General features: G+C 45.9%; 12 protein-coding genes. All 12 read right to left on the bottom strand.

Annotated features, from left to right (window positions below; all coding sequences use genetic code 11):
* Window positions 1–51: 51 nt before the first annotated feature.
* Entirely contained in the window at window positions 52–1119 is a 1068-nt protein-coding gene (locus tag ACETMN_RS11155) for an FUSC family protein (protein ID WP_017689291.1), read from the bottom strand.
* A gap of 299 nt (window positions 1120–1418) precedes the next feature.
* The gene (locus ACETMN_RS11150; protein WP_143786541.1) at window positions 1419–2090 is read right to left on the bottom strand and encodes an HD domain-containing protein; all 672 of its coding nucleotides are present in this window, start codon (window positions 2088–2090) and stop codon (window positions 1419–1421) included.
* Between the two features lie 52 nt (window positions 2091–2142).
* Window positions 2143–3582, bottom strand: coding sequence for an NAD-dependent malic enzyme (locus ACETMN_RS11145; protein WP_091017428.1), 1440 nt, complete (start codon window positions 3580–3582; stop codon window positions 2143–2145).
* Window positions 3583–3792: 210 nt separating this feature from the next.
* Window positions 3793–5865, bottom strand: a complete 2073-nt coding sequence (locus ACETMN_RS11140) for a beta-galactosidase (RefSeq protein WP_091017430.1) — start codon at window positions 5863–5865, stop codon at window positions 3793–3795.
* A gap of 91 nt (window positions 5866–5956) precedes the next feature.
* Entirely contained in the window at window positions 5957–7042 is a 1086-nt protein-coding gene (locus ACETMN_RS11135; protein WP_082219046.1) for an arabinogalactan endo-beta-1,4-galactanase, read from the bottom strand.
* Between the two features lie 32 nt (window positions 7043–7074).
* The gene (locus ACETMN_RS11130) at window positions 7075–7953 is read right to left on the bottom strand and encodes a carbohydrate ABC transporter permease (RefSeq protein ID WP_091017431.1); all 879 of its coding nucleotides are present in this window, start codon (window positions 7951–7953) and stop codon (window positions 7075–7077) included.
* 29 nt (window positions 7954–7982) lie between these two features.
* On the bottom strand, window positions 7983–8873 hold the full coding sequence (locus tag ACETMN_RS11125; RefSeq protein WP_074094500.1) for an ABC transporter permease: 891 nt from the start codon (window positions 8871–8873) through the stop codon (window positions 7983–7985).
* A gap of 189 nt (window positions 8874–9062) precedes the next feature.
* Complete coding sequence (locus tag ACETMN_RS11120) at window positions 9063–10748, bottom strand: extracellular solute-binding protein (RefSeq protein WP_091017433.1); 1686 nt, start codon at window positions 10746–10748, stop codon at window positions 9063–9065.
* A gap of 123 nt (window positions 10749–10871) precedes the next feature.
* Window positions 10872–12500, bottom strand: coding sequence for a response regulator (locus ACETMN_RS11115; protein ID WP_091017435.1), 1629 nt, complete (start codon window positions 12498–12500; stop codon window positions 10872–10874).
* Between the two features lie 73 nt (window positions 12501–12573).
* Window positions 12574–14328, bottom strand: coding sequence for a sensor histidine kinase (locus tag ACETMN_RS11110; protein ID WP_091017437.1), 1755 nt, complete (start codon window positions 14326–14328; stop codon window positions 12574–12576).
* Window positions 14329–14627: 299 nt separating this feature from the next.
* Window positions 14628–15326 carry a hypothetical protein gene (locus ACETMN_RS11105; RefSeq protein WP_091017438.1) on the bottom strand — a complete coding sequence of 233 codons (699 nt, stop codon included), beginning with the start codon at window positions 15324–15326 and terminating at the stop codon, window positions 14628–14630.
* A 181-nt stretch (window positions 15327–15507) separates the two neighbouring features.
* Window positions 15508–17040, bottom strand: a complete 1533-nt coding sequence (locus ACETMN_RS11100) for an ABC transporter substrate-binding protein (protein ID WP_091017439.1) — start codon at window positions 17038–17040, stop codon at window positions 15508–15510.
* Window positions 17041–17172 lie beyond the last annotated feature (132 nt).

Below are 17172 nucleotides of genomic sequence, written 5' to 3'. Positions count from 1 at the left end.
AGCTTCATTCCATCTTCTCGGTACTGAAAACCAGCCTTTTTGAACTCGCACTTAAGGCCACTTAAGCCAATTTAAAATTTTGTCCTGTGATTCTTTGTCTTCACTGGCGCTATGCACATGTTCGGCAAGTCGATTCAAACGTTCCAGTTGATATCCGTAATCATAAATTGCAGCAGCCACGATCGACAATCGTAACATCCCTTCCTTGTCGATATCAAACTGGGTGATCGCCTGCTCCATGAAACGGTCATTATCCAATACAAACTGTGCGGCTTCTTCCCCATTAGGTTTCAGCTTATCCTCGAACTTGAGCAGTGCATGCTCATGGAATTTGATAACCAGTTCAAGATGTGAGTCAAAAAACTGATCCATGGCCGTTGTCCGCGGTGCCTGGAAATAGTGGCGTTCCACCGAATCCAGCACCTCATATCCTTTTTGCAGACTCAGCAGCATTTGTTTGTAGACCACCATCTGACGAGTTTCGCTGAATTTCGAACGTTTCATCTTTTTCTGTTCCTCTTCGAACAAGTTATACTTGTCGGACAGAGACTTAATGGAACCTCCCAGGTTGCTTTTCTCCTCCCGGAATACAACTTCCTTGATCTCATCCGAGATCGAAGTTCGCAGAAGCAACGACATACCGCTGAATACACTATGGATCTGCTTCACGAACTGAACCTTCGGTTTCGGAGGAAATACCGTAATGTTGATGAGAAACGCCGATACAATACCAACCAGTGTCAACAGAAAACGATTGAGTGCAAAATGCCAGTCACCCGAGGCTTCCATAATGGATACAACCGTGACCAGTGTCAGTCCAACCGTTTCACCCATATTCAATTTAAGACAGATCATGATGACAAGTACAATAATTAATCCAACGGCGATTGGCTCATTGGACAACACCATGCCCCCCACCAGGGCGACAATAGCTCCCAGCGTGGTTGTTTGCAATTGATCCAGGAAGTATTTCCAGGAACGATAGATGGAAGGCTGCATGGCGAATATAGCCGCGATTGCGGCAGGCACGGGAGATTGCGGGTTCAAGAACAGGCTGCTTAGGTACAAGGCAAGCGTGACCGCGATCCCCGTCTTAAGTACACGTGCACCAAACGACATGGTGGTGACCCCTCCTCTTTACCGAACCTGAAATTTTACATTTGATGATCATGTTCATTATTACCCCATATTTCTTTTTTTGCCTGAATTCATTCAGGAGAACGATTTATTGTACCATGTAAGGTCTTCCGTTGCCATGTCATAAGTCAGAGGTATTATGAAATTGATTTCTTTATGTATGTTAATACACATTATTAACCCAAAAAGAAGCAAATCTTCAATATGGATTTCTCCACTTCAAAGATTCGCCTCTGTTACTTATTATACCTCTGTGGAATACTCATGCTTATTATGCCTGCCTAACGGTCCGTGCCCTCCCATTCCCTTTTGAACTGGTCCACAAACTGCACCATATAATCATGACGCTGTTCCGCCAGCTCCTTGCCATAGGAGGTATTCATCAGATCCTTGAGCTTGAACAACTTCTCGTAAAAGTGATTTATCGTTGTGCTGCGCCCATTGCGATATTCCTCACGGGTCATCTGCTCCCGTGGAGGAAGGGACGGATCGTACATCTCGCGCCCTCTGGCGCCTGAAAAGGCAAAGGTTCGCGCAATCCCAATCGCACCCATTGCATCCAGTCGATCCGCATCCTGAACAACCTGTGCTTCAAGCGAACTGACCGCAGGACGCTGGCCTCCCGCATATGAGATGGTGCTAATAATACCCACAACCTTATTACGTATATCCGGGTCAAGAGGCTGGGTATCCAGCCAGTCATTCAGTTTGGCCATCCCGGCTTCCAAGCTCTCATTCAGCTTCTCATCCGGTACATCATGTAATAAAGCAGCCAGTTCGCAGACAAATGGATCTGCACCCATGCGGTGAGCGAGTTCAATCGCAAGTGCGGTTACCCGTTCAATGTGCGGCCAGTCATGACCATCACTATGCTTGGATGAGTCCCCTTGAACAAAGGATCGGGCGGCGCGCAGAACAGCCTCTCCTGCCGTTATTCCATCTATATTATGCATGTGCCCTAATTCTTGCAGATTCCCGCCAGGTTGAAGAGGGTTCTCTGACATCTTACGATTCCCCGCCTTCACGGGCCTGTTCACGAGGAATACGCCGAGCTACACCCGTCTTAACAGCTGCTTCAATTACGCGACTGCGCATCGATTTGACTACTTTATCATTGAACACACTCGGAATAATATAATAACGTGTACGCTCTTCATCCGTAATGGCCGATGCAATCGCTTGCGCGGCTGCCAGCTTCATTTCTTCATTAATTTCGGTGGCTCGGCAATCCAGAACTGCCCTGAAGATGCCCGGGAAACATAACACGTTGTTGATCTGATTCGGATAATCGGATCGTCCTGTTGCCATTACAGCCACAATGTCTTCCACCAAGGCAGGCATAATCTCAGGTACCGGGTTTGCCATTGCAAACACGATTGGATCTTCTGCCATGGTCTGCACATCTTCGCGAGTTAACAGATTCCCGCGGGACAGGCCAATGAACACATCGGCTCCACGAATGACATCACGCAGCGATCCGGTTTCCAGTTCCGGGTTTGTACGAGCTGCATAATCACTCCAGACTTCATTCTCATAGGTTTGTGTCCGCACAATCGCACCCTCACGATCGACACCTATAAGCCGGCTGGCTCCCGCGGACAATAATATGTTGCTGCAAGCTACTCCTGCTGCACCAATACCGCAGACCACAATCTTCACATCTTCAATGGACTTGCCCACCAGTTTGAGCGCATTGATCAGACCAGCATATAACACAACCGCTGTGCCATGCTGGTCATCATGAAATACAGGAATGTCCAATTCCTCATTCAGACGACGTTCAATCTCGAAACAGCGCGGTGATGAGATATCCTCCAGATTAATGCCGCCAAAACCAGGTGATATCGCTTTCACAGTACGTATGATTTCCTCGGTATCCTGTGTGTCCAGGCAGATTGGGAAAGCATCCACACCTGCAAACTGTTTGAATAACATCGCTTTACCTTCCATGACGGGCATCGCTGCACGAGGACCAATATTACCAAGTCCAAGTACGGCACTGCCATCCGATATGACGGCCACTGTATTCCGTTTAATTGTCAATGAGAAGGCTTTACCGGGTTCTTCTGAAATGGCTGAACATACACGAGCCACATCCGGAGTGTACACACGTGACAGATCTTCCCGGTTTTGAATCGGGGTCTTTGGTGTTACTTCGATCTTACCGCCCAGATGAAGCAGGAACGTCCGATCCGATACATTAATAATGGACACACCTTTAAGCTGGCGCACCCCTTCTATAATTTTACTGTTATCTTGTGCATCTGTAACGGCGACCGTCAAGTCGCGTACGCTTACATCCTGATTGGTGGAAATCACGTCGATGGCAATGATGTCTCCCCCAGCTTCCGAGATGGCCGAAGCCACTTCGCCAAACTTGATATCCTTAGTTGTCATTTCCAGTCGAATAATAATGCTGTTACCATCCAGATTTCTTTGATTCATTTCCATTCCTCCCAGACTGAAAGTCTTGAGTTACATGTTACGTGTTTGTCTTCGCTACGCGGACACGTTTATCCTTTATCTTGTCCAGAAAAAGTCGTTCAACAGCCAAATACATAAAATAAAAAAAGATGCCCTGAACACCAATGCAGGCGTTCAGGGCATCTTTTCTCAATACTAACTTCATTCATTTAGTAGCATATAGAACTTATATTATTTCCGGGCAGCCGGTCTGCGCAGAACACAAATGTCATATGGCTTCAAGCTGAGACTTGCTTCCACGGCATCACCACTGAGCAGATCGGTATAGGACTGTCCATCTAGTTCAATCAGCTTCTCATCTGGCGTGTAGTTCTGTACAAACACATAATCTGCTGTACCATCTGTACGTGTATGTGCCGTTGTTCCGGCAGGCAACTCGGTTTCAAGTCCACGCTCAATGTTCAGGTCAGCGATTAGTTTCGCATAGAAATCATCATAGAATGGTGCTTTCAGACGTGTCGCTACATAATATGCTTTTCCTGTACCCAACTGGTTAACCGTCAATGCCGGACGTCCGGCATAGAAGTCAGAACGGTACGTAGCCAGGGACTTCGCGCCTTCCAGATGAATCAGATCACACAGTTCAATTGCATCATACGCTGTATTGAGCTGAAGCTCATTGCCCTTCTCCGGAATGATTCCGTTCAGATCACGATCATGCAGTCCGTCAATTTCCTCGGACCAGATGCCAAGTGTCTTACGCAGGGGGCCTGGGAATCCACCCAGGAAACACAGATCGTTTTCATTTACAATACCAGACCAGTAAGTTGCTACAAACGTACCGCCTTGTTCTACAAACTTCTCAATGCGTTCCCCGACACCTTCACGTACCAGATAGAGCATTGGAGCAATCAGCAACTTATACTTGGACAGATCTGCATCCATATCAATAACGTCTACAGCGACTCCCTTTTTCCAGAATGCTTCATAATGCTCTTCCACGGTCTGCTCATACTTCACACCGATATTGCGTGGACCCTGGGAATCATTAACGGCCCAGCGGTTTTCCCAATCAAATATAATTGCAACTTCTGCCGGAACCGCTGTTCCTACAATGGCTTCCATACCTTCAAGAGCCGTTCCTACGTCGGTGACATCTTGGAACACACGTGTGTGTTCCGTTCCTACGTGGTCTACCACCGCACCATGAAGTTTCTCACTGGACCCCCGGCTTTTTCTCCACTGGAAGTACTGAACACTATCGGAACCGTGCGCCACAGCCTGGATAGAAGAGAGCAGATGCATGCCCGGCTTTTTCAGCTTGCTGACATCTTGCCAATTCGTCGAACTTGGAGTACTCTCCATCAGCAAGAACGGCTGACCGCCTTTGATGGAACGAACGATATCATGCATCATTGCGATACGGGATGCCTGTTTCGCGTCGTCATCTGCATCATGCCAAGTCGGATAACTGTCCCAAGAGAGGAAATCCAGAATATCAGCGAACTTCCAATAGTTCAGACCACCATAGAATTCCATCAGGTTGGTTGTGACTGGCAGATCGGGATTCTGAGCTTTCAATGGTTTCGTTTCATGGACGATAAAATCAGCTGTCTGATCCGTAACGAAACGGCGCCAGTCCAGATTCATTGCGTGTACCTGTGTCTCACCGTGTGGAGCAGGAGATTCCACTTGACTCCAGTCTGTAACCGTATGGCTCCAGAATGTGGTCCACCACGAATGATTCAGTTCATCGAGTGTTTTATACTTATTCTGAACCCAACCACGGAACGCTTCCTGACAATAATCACAATGACAGTCTCCGCCGAACTCGTTTGAGATATGCCAGCCGATTACAGCCGGATGATCCGAATAACGCTCTGCCAGTTTTGTGTTGATCGCAGTAACCTTCTCACGGTATACCGGGGAAGTATAACAATGGTTGTGACGGAAACCATGCAGATTGCGGACACGCTTCTCGGATACGCGGAGCACTTCCGGGTACTTCGCGGACATCCAAGCAGGTCTGGCGCCACTTGGTGTAGCGAGGAATGCATAGATACCGTTTGCTGCAAAACGATCCAAAACCTGATCCAGCCATTCGAACGTGTATACACCCTCTTCCGGCTCAAGGGACACCCACGAGAAGATACCAATGGACATCACGTTACACTTGGCAAGCTTCATCAAGCGAATATCTTCTTCCAGCACTTCAGGATAGCGGAGCCATTGCTCCGGGTTATAGTCTGCGCCATGCAACATGTGCGGGGCTTTGGAACTTACAGGTGGAAATTTGTATGTCATAAGGACAACTCCCTTGCTTTAATTACTGTTTTTTTAGTTTATATACGATAACGATAACAACGACTTCACAGACGATACGTATTACGCTAGATTACACGTATGTCACGACATCTGATTCTTCAACAGTAGCAAGTGCTGTAAACGATTCCAACTTGCGACCTTTAAAATCAAACATGGTGAGGTTGCCCCAGTTATTCGGGTGCCCGACGGACCATTCTTCTTTACTTGGTATCCAGGCAGGTTCCCAATAATAGAATCCGTGCCCCAAACCACCAGGAACTTCGCGGATAATCTGCAATAAATCCTTCAGATATTTGGTCTGTCCCTCTACACTTGCAGGGTATCCTGGCAACAACATATCTTCCTGATTCAAAATCCATTCAATGCCTTCCGGCTGCTCCAATGTCCATGGATAAGCGGTTTCAACTACATTGATTGGTTTGCCATAACGCTCAGCCAGATCATGAAGATTATCACGTAACGCATCAAGTGTGCCATGCCACCAAGGATAATACGAGAGACCAATGATATCAAACTCCACACCCAGTGCTTCAAAGCGATCGTAAAACTTGCGGCTCTCGGCGTTATCTCCACCACGATCAATATGTATCATAATCTGAATATCCGCGTCAACGGATTTGACCGCAGCAATTCCGTACTTCACAAGGCCGGCAAAACGCTCCCACTGTTCATCCGTATCATGCTCTTCTCCACCAACACGTCCCTCATTCCATAACATGCCTGGGGTAATCTCGTTGCCCACCTGCACCATGTCTGGAAGCGCATCGTGTTCCTTCAACGTTCTCAGAACGTCAGCCGTATACATGCATACCGCACGTTGAAGCTCTTCATAGGACAGATTCTCCCATGCTTTCGGCTTCCATTGATTGGCTGGATCAGCCCAGCGATCAGAGTAATGGAAATCCAGCAAAAATTTCAATCCCTGTTCCTTGATTCGTTTGGCTACCTCCACCGTCCGCTCCAGATTGCAGAATCCACCAACAGGATCATTCCAGATTCGAAGTCGTATCGCGTTAGCGTCATTAATCTTCAGGATGGACAGCAAGTCTTGTTCCTTGCCATCCACATCACTATAACTCCCGCCATGCTGTTCGATTTCATCCATAAAGGACACATCCATTCCCAGAATGAATGTCTTTTCCGTCAAATTGCTCACTGTATCAACCTCCATTAATTTGGGGTACTGGCTCAGCCTTTAACTGAGCCCAACGTCATACCTTTGACAAAGAAACGTTGCAGGAAAGGATACACAATCAAGATCGGTGCACTTCCGATGAAGATCTGAGCTGCCCTTACCGTAGTTTGAGAGAGAGATTCCATCTCTTTGGGATTCATGCTCATGCTACTCATGTCACGTCCAATAATGACTGTTTGCATAAATGTAGCAAGTGGGTAATCCTTGGCGTTATTCATATAGAGCAGGCCATCAAACCAGGAATTCCAGTGGAACACCATACTGAACAATGCAATTGTTGCAATGGACGGCATCGAAATGGGAAGGAAGATACTGAACAATGTTCTGAAATGGTTAGCTCCATCCATCAGCGCTGCTTCCTCCAGCTCTTTTGGAATACCACGGAAGAAGTTCAGCATCAGGATGACAAGGAATGTATTAACCGCCCCCGGGAGTACAAGTACCCAGAAGGAATCCATCAACCCGATCTTCTGGATAACCATATAGAATGGAACCAGCCCTCCATTGAAAATCATGCTAAACACAAAAATCCAGGAGTAAATCGTTCTGCCTTTGAACTCACTATTCTCTTTGGACAACGGATACGCCGCCAGGAACGTAATCAGCAAGGTGATAGCTGTACCAATCACTGTACGTAACAGTGAGATCCAGAGCGAGTTCAAGAAAATTGGATTGTTCATTGTCTTTTTGTATGCCTCAAGGGAGAAACCTACAGGCCAGAGATTGACCAAATTTGCATCGGCAGCAGCCTTTGTACTAAAGGATACCGCCAGTACATGAACCATCGGTATGATACACATGATGGCAATTAGAATCAGAAAGCAGGTATTGACTATATTAAACACGCGATAAGGCAATGATTTATGATACATCGTGGTCCCTTCTTTCTCTGTTCATTCGTTTAGAATATGCGGTATCCAGCGTATTTTTTGGCTAAGCTGTAAGATACAAGAATCAAGATCATGCTAATAACCGATTTGAATAATCCGATCGCCGTTGCAAAGCCCATCTCACCATTTTGCATTGCGGAACGATATACGAATGTATCAATGATGTCACCCGTTTGATATACGAGCGGGTTATACAAGTTGAAAATCTGGTCAAATCCGGCATTCAGTACGTTACCAAGTGCCAGTGTTCCTACAACCATCAGCATCGGCACAAGTGAAGGAATTGTAATGTGCAGTGTCTGTTTCCAGCGTCCTGCTCCGTCAATTTCCGCTGCTTCGTACAATGCTGGATTAATTCCGGCAAGGGCAGCCAGAAAGACAATCATGTTATAGCCAAATTCTTTCCACACATCTGTCAGAATGACCGTAGATCGGAACCAACTGTTGTCTCCAAGGAAGAAATATGGCCCGAGTCCAAAGGTTCCCAGAACCCGGTTAACCAAGCCGCCTGTTGACAACAGATCTATCAAAATCCCGCCCAGAATGACCCAGGACAAGAAGTGAGGTAAATAGACAAGTGTTTGGATCGTTCGCTGTATAGCCATCTTGCGAACCTCATTCAAAAGAATGGCAAAAACAAATGGAACAAATAAATTAAAAATCAGTTTAAGTACAGCAATAATCAATGTGTTCCAGATGACCTGTAAGCTGTCTTCACGTTCAAACAGATATCTAAAATTGTCCAGCCCAACCCATTCAGAACCGCTAATCCCAAGCCATGGCTTGTAGTTCTGGAATGCCATAATGATCCCGCCCATAGGCACATAGCTGAAGATAATCAGAAAGATAATGGCTGGCAACAGCATAACGTGGAATGGCCAAGTGCGTTTCAAAGTTCTCATGATTGCTCCCCCTGTATTTCTTCCTACTCAAGTACTCCCTGAGTGGCTTATAATGCGATTATATCAACCTTTTATGGGGCCCAAACAGCACATAAAAGCAATATAAATGGCACAAATTCAACCACTTTGCCTTAACTTGAATAAACAAAAAAAGCGCCCAGACGTTAGTCGTCTGAGCGCTGCTTGTAACTATTTTTTCACACTGTCATACCATTCGTTAACCTCTTGCGTGATTTGGTCACCACCACCCGATTTCCACGTTTGTACAAAGGTATCAAACGCATCCGCCGGATTTTTGCCATAGATAATTTCGTTAAATGCTTGATTCTCGATTTTATTCAAATAGTCCAACTTGGATTTCATCGTCTGTGTTGTTGGACCTGTGAACATGTTTTTGAAGGAAATTTCTTCTTGGCTCAGCAACACTTTCGCTGCTGCAGGAGTTTCTGGTCCATAGTTTACGGCCACGTCTTTTTCCAGCTTGCTTTCAGGCTCTTTGCCATCAGCCAAATTAAGCAACGCTTTCATCTGTGCATCTGGAATACGTGCACCATCACGAACTAACAGGTAACGTACGACATTGACATATCCGCCATCAATTTCGTCTGGCTTTTTCTGTTTTCCGTTCGCGTCCAGCTGGTAGTCATATCCGTCGAATAGACCGTTATCATACGGGCTACCCGGTGCAGGATCAGCATAATTGTCAAACAGGTAGTTCTGATACGTGAAGAACGCCTCAGGGTGTTCCATATCTGCTTTGATCAACGTAACACCGTTTACGAATTGTGTTCCATGACGCATTGCTTTACCTTCAGGACCCGTTGGAATTTCAATCGGTTTCCAAACGGCACCAGGCGAATTCTTCACTGTGTCAGTCAACGGCCATCCACTCATCCAGTAAGGACCTGGGATAATGCCGGCGGTTCCTGCAACTGCGGGCTCTGCTGTTTTGTTCTCATCCCATAGCGCTGCTTCCTGTGGGATATACCCCTTTTTAAGCCATTCGCTCAATTTGACCAAACCTTGCTTCATACCGGGATTGATGGAACCATACTCCAGCTTGCCATCCGCAGCCAGATTCCATTGGAACGGTAATGTTCCATATGCTCCGAAAATCCAGGATGGGTCTCCCATCCATGTATTCATGGATGTTTTGAAACCAATGCTGAGCGGAGTGACTTTTTCAGGAGCCAAACCGTCCGGGTTATTGTTTTTGAAAGCTTCCATAACGGTTTCCAGCTCATCGATTGTTTTTGGAGCTTCCAGCTTCAGCTTATCCAGCCAGTCCTGACGAATCCAGAGCAAGTAATCATTGTTGTATGCATAGTCCAGAACAGGGATACCCATTCTTTTACCATCACGGCTATATTGGTTCCATACGTTAGGATCTTGCTCCATCGCTTTTTTCCATGTGTCTGAAGCATATTTGTCGAACAGTGGACCAACTTCCTGATACATGCCGGAATCAATCAGATCCTGAGCAAGCAAGTTGTCACCCACCGTTACAATTTCAGGCATATCTTGACCAGAAGACATCGCCAGGCGAAGTTTGGTTGCAAATGCGCCATTCGTATCCGTTACAGACCAGAGCGAGCTAATATTAATCCCGAATTGATCTTTGGCCCACTTGGTAGCCACGTTATTTTCCATGGATTCGCCATTTTTAAACTTCAGCTCAGGGTCAATTCCCCATGCTGTTGTAATGGTTACTTCCGGATCATACTTTTCTTTGTATTCGTTTTGGGTTCCAGATGTACTTGGTGTTGCACTATCTCCGCCCCCACTGCCTCCTGAACATCCTGCAAGAACGACAGTTAGACTCAGCGTTGTAGCGAGAAGCGTCAAGAATCTCTTTTTCGTTGATTGCGCTCTCATGTTGTTCCCCCTTAAATCGTTTTGGTTACCCTTTCATTATAGGCTGACCAGGCCTTTGAGCCTATGATACGAAATCAAGATTTCTGCACCTTTGCCAACCTATATTCTGGAATGTTGTTGTAATTATGCCTGATCCCGAAATTCATTTGGTGTCATACCATAATGTTTTTTGAACATTTTGCTGAAATATTGCGGATTTTGATAGCCAAGTTCACTCGTAATCTCGTATATTTTTTTATTGCTATTCTTAAGCAGATACAGAGCACGTTCCATGCGCATACGAATCATGTAGTCCCCAAGACCTTCCCCTGTCTCTGCCTTGTAAATTTTCGATAGATATACGGGGTGTAAATATACCTTGTCCGCAATCATCTTCACTGACAGATCCTGTCCTGTATCTCTTGTAACCAACTCCTGAACCTGCTTGATCACATGTCTGCGGCTCTGCACACCTTCCTGATCGGACAACTCTTCCTGAAGCTTCGCCAGCATCTCGGTTGCCCAGCGCCGCAGCTTCTCGGGGGATTGAATCAACTGATGAGCAAGGAGCAGATCGAATCCCGCATGATCAATCTCATGCACCAGATGCCCCTGTTTATGGGCGATATACATAAATGCATTGGTTACCGACAGATACATCTCATACACATGTTCTCTGGACAATCGAACCTGTTCTGCCGCGTCAAAGACCGCGTTCAGCTTACGCGCTGCCGCTTCCCATTGCTTGGTCTCAAGCAATTGAGGAAGTACAGGCGGTTTGTACAGCTCTTCGAGAGCCTGCGTCGCATCATTCTCCGGTCTTTTGCTGAGTGCCTGATCCATGTCCATATATATAATCTTGTGTTCTTCCGGTCCTGAAAGGACAAGCGAACCCAGACTTTTTCGATAAGCTGCTGTCAACTCATTAAAGGGAAATGACGGTGTAACTACCATGGACAGATCTCCCTGTAAATATCGAATGACATGCTCACGGAAAGTTTCAGCTGAGATTCTCAACGTCTCCAAGTCCATCTGCGGAGCTACGATCTGATCTTGATTCTGCAAGAACATAACCAGACACTCATGGGGTCCGCGACCAAACCACACGTTAAATTGCTCTCCGAGTACTTCCTCTGCAATATTACCTACCGCAAAATCCATCAGATCCAGAGACTGCTGGTCCATTGATGAGAAGCGTCCTGTAAGGCGAATCAGCATCATCACAGCCGATTGTTCCGGATCAATATGAATCTCATATTGTTGCAGTTGTTCCCGAAGCGCCCGCGCCGTGATCTCACGTCCCAGCAGCAGATCATGCATAAGATTTTCTCGTAAAATCTTATAGTCAGACTTCCGACTGTATAAAAGCCGGTGATATTTATCAAATTCATCCCACTCATCGCGAAGAGACGTGATGGCTGCCGACACCGATCCCATAAACTCATCATCGTTTACGGGTTTCAGGATATAATCCGCTGCCTGCAATTGAATGGCTTTTTTAGCATAATCAAAATCACTGTGACCCGTTAGTAAAATACAGCGGATATGAGACCAACGCTTGCTTACCTCTGCAATGAGATCCAGTCCTGACATGCCAGGCATGCGAATATCGGTAACTACGATATCTACTGCATTTTCCTCCATAATCTCCAACGCTTCCTTACCGGATGCGGCACGCAGCACGGTCGTTACTCCAAGCTCTCCCCAGGGGATCGTAAGTTCCAGACTTTCTGTTACGTATGTCTCATCATCTACCAGCAATATATCAATCAAGTGATTCACTCCCTATTTCGTTCATTCTGCAAATGGATTCCATCGTGCATCATGCGCTACACATTCCAAGTGCTTATCCTTCATTCTCCAGAAGAAACTCCTGCTCGGCAGGCCATGACAGTGTAACGCGTAACCCGCCAAGTTCCGATTCCGTTATATCAAGCCCAGCCTGCTCCCCATATCGAAGCTGGAGTCGCTGATTCACATTCCACAGGCCACAGCCCATCTCCTGATCCATCGTTCCCCTGAGCTTACTCAGAAGCGCCTCACGTGCCTCCTGCGTCATGCCTTGCCCATCATCCTCTACCACAAGAACCATGACACCGCCCTGTTTTTCCCCGGATACTCTTATTTCTCCTGCTTCCGCGTCCGCTTCGATGCCGTGAATCACTGCATTCTCCACCAATGGTTGCACGATGAGTGGCGGTACCTCCTGTCTTAACATCTCATCAGACAGATCAATCTTGTAATGAATCCGGTCCATACGCATCCGTTGGATCTCCAGATAACAGCTGACAAATTCAATCTCTTCTGTCAGCGGTACCACGTCCCGCTCCTGTCTTGTCGTATACCGATAATATCGCGATAGGTTATGCGACATCGCTACAACAGCGTCCATACGCTTCAGCTTCGCCATACTCGTAATGAAGGAGAAACAATTATAGAAAAAGTGCGGGTTAATCTGCGATTGCAGCTGCTTCAACCGGGCTTCACGCACATGAATCTGTTCCAGGTAAACGTGTTCAAATAACTGCTGGATCTGCTCCACCATCAAGTTGAAACGTTCGGACAGGAAACTGAATTCATTGCGGCCCTTTGGCTTAATCCTCACTGAATAATCTTCCTGCTTCAACCGCTGGAACCCGCGAATGAGTTGTTTCACTGGTACCTGCACCTGAACATAGAACAAATACGCCACACCAAAACTCATTAACAACAAACAAATCATGGAAGAATAGAACAGCATATTTGATTGATGAATGGGCTTCAGAATATCTGATAGCGGCATATAGTCCACCAAATACCAGCCTGTTGTACTGGATTTCACCGTGTTGACCATGTAAGGCTCGTTCCCGATCACCACTGTACGATTATCAACGTCCTGAAGTTTATGGATGGACAGTTCTTCCATCAACTGATTCGTTAATGAACGATCCGAAGTCCGGTTATAGATAACCCCCGATTCTTCACGGAAATAGAAGGGATCATGCCTGCCATCGTCCTTGAATTTATCCAGCATATCCCGAATGTTATCACTGTCAAACTCCAGTTTAATAATCGTTTCCGCATTATTAGCCGGGTCTTTAATACCGTATGGAGATACCGTAATCCAGCTAAACATGAACCGATCATCTTCCCCATCCTGAATTTTGCGTACATCCCAGCCGGAACTGATATTTTCCCTTAGCGCTTCTTTATCGTAAGAACGTGCGTCCCTTTCGGAAACCACCCTGCCAAGCGAAGGAGAATACAGATATAATTTCGTGGCCCAATTGGATGAGCTTTCCTGAATACTCAGCTTATTCTGAATACGTTTGACCAGGTTGATCGCATCCAGATCAAAGTAGTTACTGTCCGCATAGATTCGCTTGAAGCTGGCAATATCAGGATCATGTATGAGCAGATTCGGCCATGAGGATAACAGTTCGATGTGTGTGTTCACTTGATTTTGGAAAAATTCAAGCTGGTTACTATTCGATCGATTTAACTCATCTCTGAGAACAGCTGTTGTTTTGTGATTGGAGTACCAGTACAAAAGCACTACAGGAATCAGCATAATCAGAATAAGAATGACCATTTTGGAAAACAGGTTTGTCCGATATGACATCTTTTCATCTCACCTTGTCTTAATTTGTCTTGACATTAATTGTAATGATGTAAGCGCTAAAGACAAACTATTTTTTTGAGACAAACCAATTCATTATCTAGCGTAAGCGTTACCAATTCAAGGGGGAAGGAGATAAAACCAATATTTCTGCACTAAATGCAACTTCCACGCACAAAAAGAGCCAGCGATTAGCCAGCTCTCTATCTAATTTCAGTATATATCTTTAATCTTTCTATTCGAATCAAACCTTATTCCACTTCTGTTTATGTAATTATTCTTTTTTTCTATGAAAATATCAACTATGGAATATCATAATCAAATACCGTATTCGCTCCATCCACGCCTACATCCAGCACAATATCCATGAGTTTCCCATTGACGAACAGAGGGGATTCCGCTTTCCCGTAAAACTCCAACCTGCCTGTAAACGTTCCATGGCGTTCAATCTCAACTTGTACGGGCCTTAATTGGACAGACTGCAAGGCTTCCAATAGTGGATCGTCCTTAAACTTATAACTGCGTGCGAGATCAGGCAATAACACGGCGGATACGGAATCTCTGCCGTAATTTTTGAGTGTCAGGTCACAGGTTGCTCGGGTCTCACCCGTTTTCAGCACGTTAAAGGTACAAGAGCTTGCATTCTGTACATAGGATACCGCATTAATGCCTGAAGTTCCCCACTTGGCTACATACATGAATTTATCCGTCATGTACGAATAACTGAGAACGATAGCGATAACTACGATCCATAACCCTTTTGCAAGACCGGGGAATGATTTCCCGATTTCTTTGCGTGTAAGGTAGAAGCCGCAAGCAAAGATTCCCATTCCCAGGAAAAGTGTGATATGTACACCACTTAAATAAGACGTAGTATACGGTGATATACCTATTGCTGACAGCATGGTATCCCCAACAGAAAAACCAAGATGATGGTTAAATGTAAAGATAATAGCAAATAGCAATAAAGCCCCTGAGAACACAAGTCTGGTTCTCGACACACGAACACCCCCTAATCAACCACCTTATTATATCATATTTTTCCTATTTATGATTAACAATCCAAATCAAAAAAACAACAATCAAAAGAACGTCTTCGGTTGTTCACCGAAAACGTCCTTTTGATTTGCCACCGACAAGAGCTTCTAGAATACAAGTCTCTTATCATAATAGATGATCATTTTATTTAGTTTTGGCAAGGAATGCATCAAGTTGTTCCTGTTTGGCTGCAATAATTTTATCAATTCCCGCTGCTTTCAATTTCTCCAGATATTTCGGAATCATCTCATTTGGATCAACGGCGCCCGATGTCATACCCGGCTTGAACTGTTTGTTCACGTTGTTGACCGCCGCAATTTCATTTTTGACAGATTGGCTGTTGAACGTAAAGCCCAGTGCTGGCGACTTCACACCTTTGGCGTTAAACTCTTTGAACTTCTCCCATTTCTGTGGATCTTCATTATCCCAGAGGAAGTTCAGGAACTGGTTACCAAGCTGCCATTGGGCACCAGGGTTATAGGTACGACTGTTGGCATCAACGCCTTCAGGGAGAGTAATGATATTATCCTGTCCGTCTTTTTTCACATAATGAGTACCTTCAATTCCGAAGTTCAGCAAGTTGTTAATTTCCTTGTCGGAATGCAGCAGGTTAATCACCTGCATCGCTTTCTCCGGTTGTTCGGAAGAACGGGAGATTGCAAGCATTGCTCCAGACGCATCACCCGTCGTGATTGTCGGCTGTGTCATCTCAATCTGAGTCAGTGGGAAACCCACATACCCTTCTTCTTCTTTATCCTTGCCTGGCTTCATGCCATCGGTCCAGAGAAACGCTTTTCCAGCCTTCGCCTGGTCTTTCGGGAACACATTGGACGTAGCAGCATCACTATTGATATATCCTGCTTGATACCACTTGCGGGCGAGTTCGGCCGCTTCTTTGAATTCAGGGGTCTCCACTTCATTCAGCACCGTTGTTCCGCCTGCTGTTTTGGAGATGACTCCAGGTACGGAAGCATCACCGAGATAATCCCAATCCAGATTCTCCAACAGCCCGTTACCATTGGTGTTGGACATATAGAATGGTGTGATAGCTGGCTCGTTTTCCTTGATTGTTTTGAGAAGTGGCTCCAGATCAGCCCATGTCTTTACAGCTGTCAGGTCCAGCTTATACTTGTCAGCCAGATCTTTACGTACCAACACACCACGTGTGGCAGCAAGTTCCTTATTCGTAGGAACGCCGTAATTCACGCCGTCTACCTGGGAACCTTCCAGAAAGGCAGGGTCCAGGTTTTTCTTAATATCCTGACCATGTGCATCAAGCAGTTCATTCAAGGGCAAGAATGCGCCTTTAGCTACATTCACCGTGTAGTTCTGCCAAGCTGCTGTGAAGATAATGTCTGATTTTTCACCTGAAGAAATCATGAGATTCAGCTTGTTATCCCATTGCCCCCAGTCAATCGCATTGATCTTAAGCGTGGCTCCGATCTTCGGTTCCATCTTTTTGTTAATCTCGGCTTCCACCAGAGCGACATCCTTCTGTGGTGTCCCTGGGTAGAACAGTGTCACTTCATAGGGTTTGCCCCCACCTTCACTTGCTCCTCCGCCTTCTGCGCCAGGTGTTGTTGTTCCACCCTTGTCTGATGAGCAAGCAGCCAGCACCAGGCTCAGCGCCATAACCGTTGCCATCATGCGTGACCATACCTTTAATGATCTAACCAATTGAACCCCTCCTGTCATGTGTTGAACCATACAACCGAATTCCCCAATTCACAATTAAACCGATAACTACTTCTGTATATGCCCTTTCAGTCCATCTTCATTTACCTTGCCCACTCCGCTAACCGGTTCAGA

Source organism: Paenibacillus sp. M2 (assembly GCF_046713495.1).
Classification (GTDB): Bacteria; Bacillota; Bacilli; order Paenibacillales; family Paenibacillaceae; genus Paenibacillus; species Paenibacillus amylolyticus_B.
The sequence above is the reverse complement of the archived record's forward strand: the minus strand, read 5'-3'. Positions and strand labels throughout refer to the sequence as shown.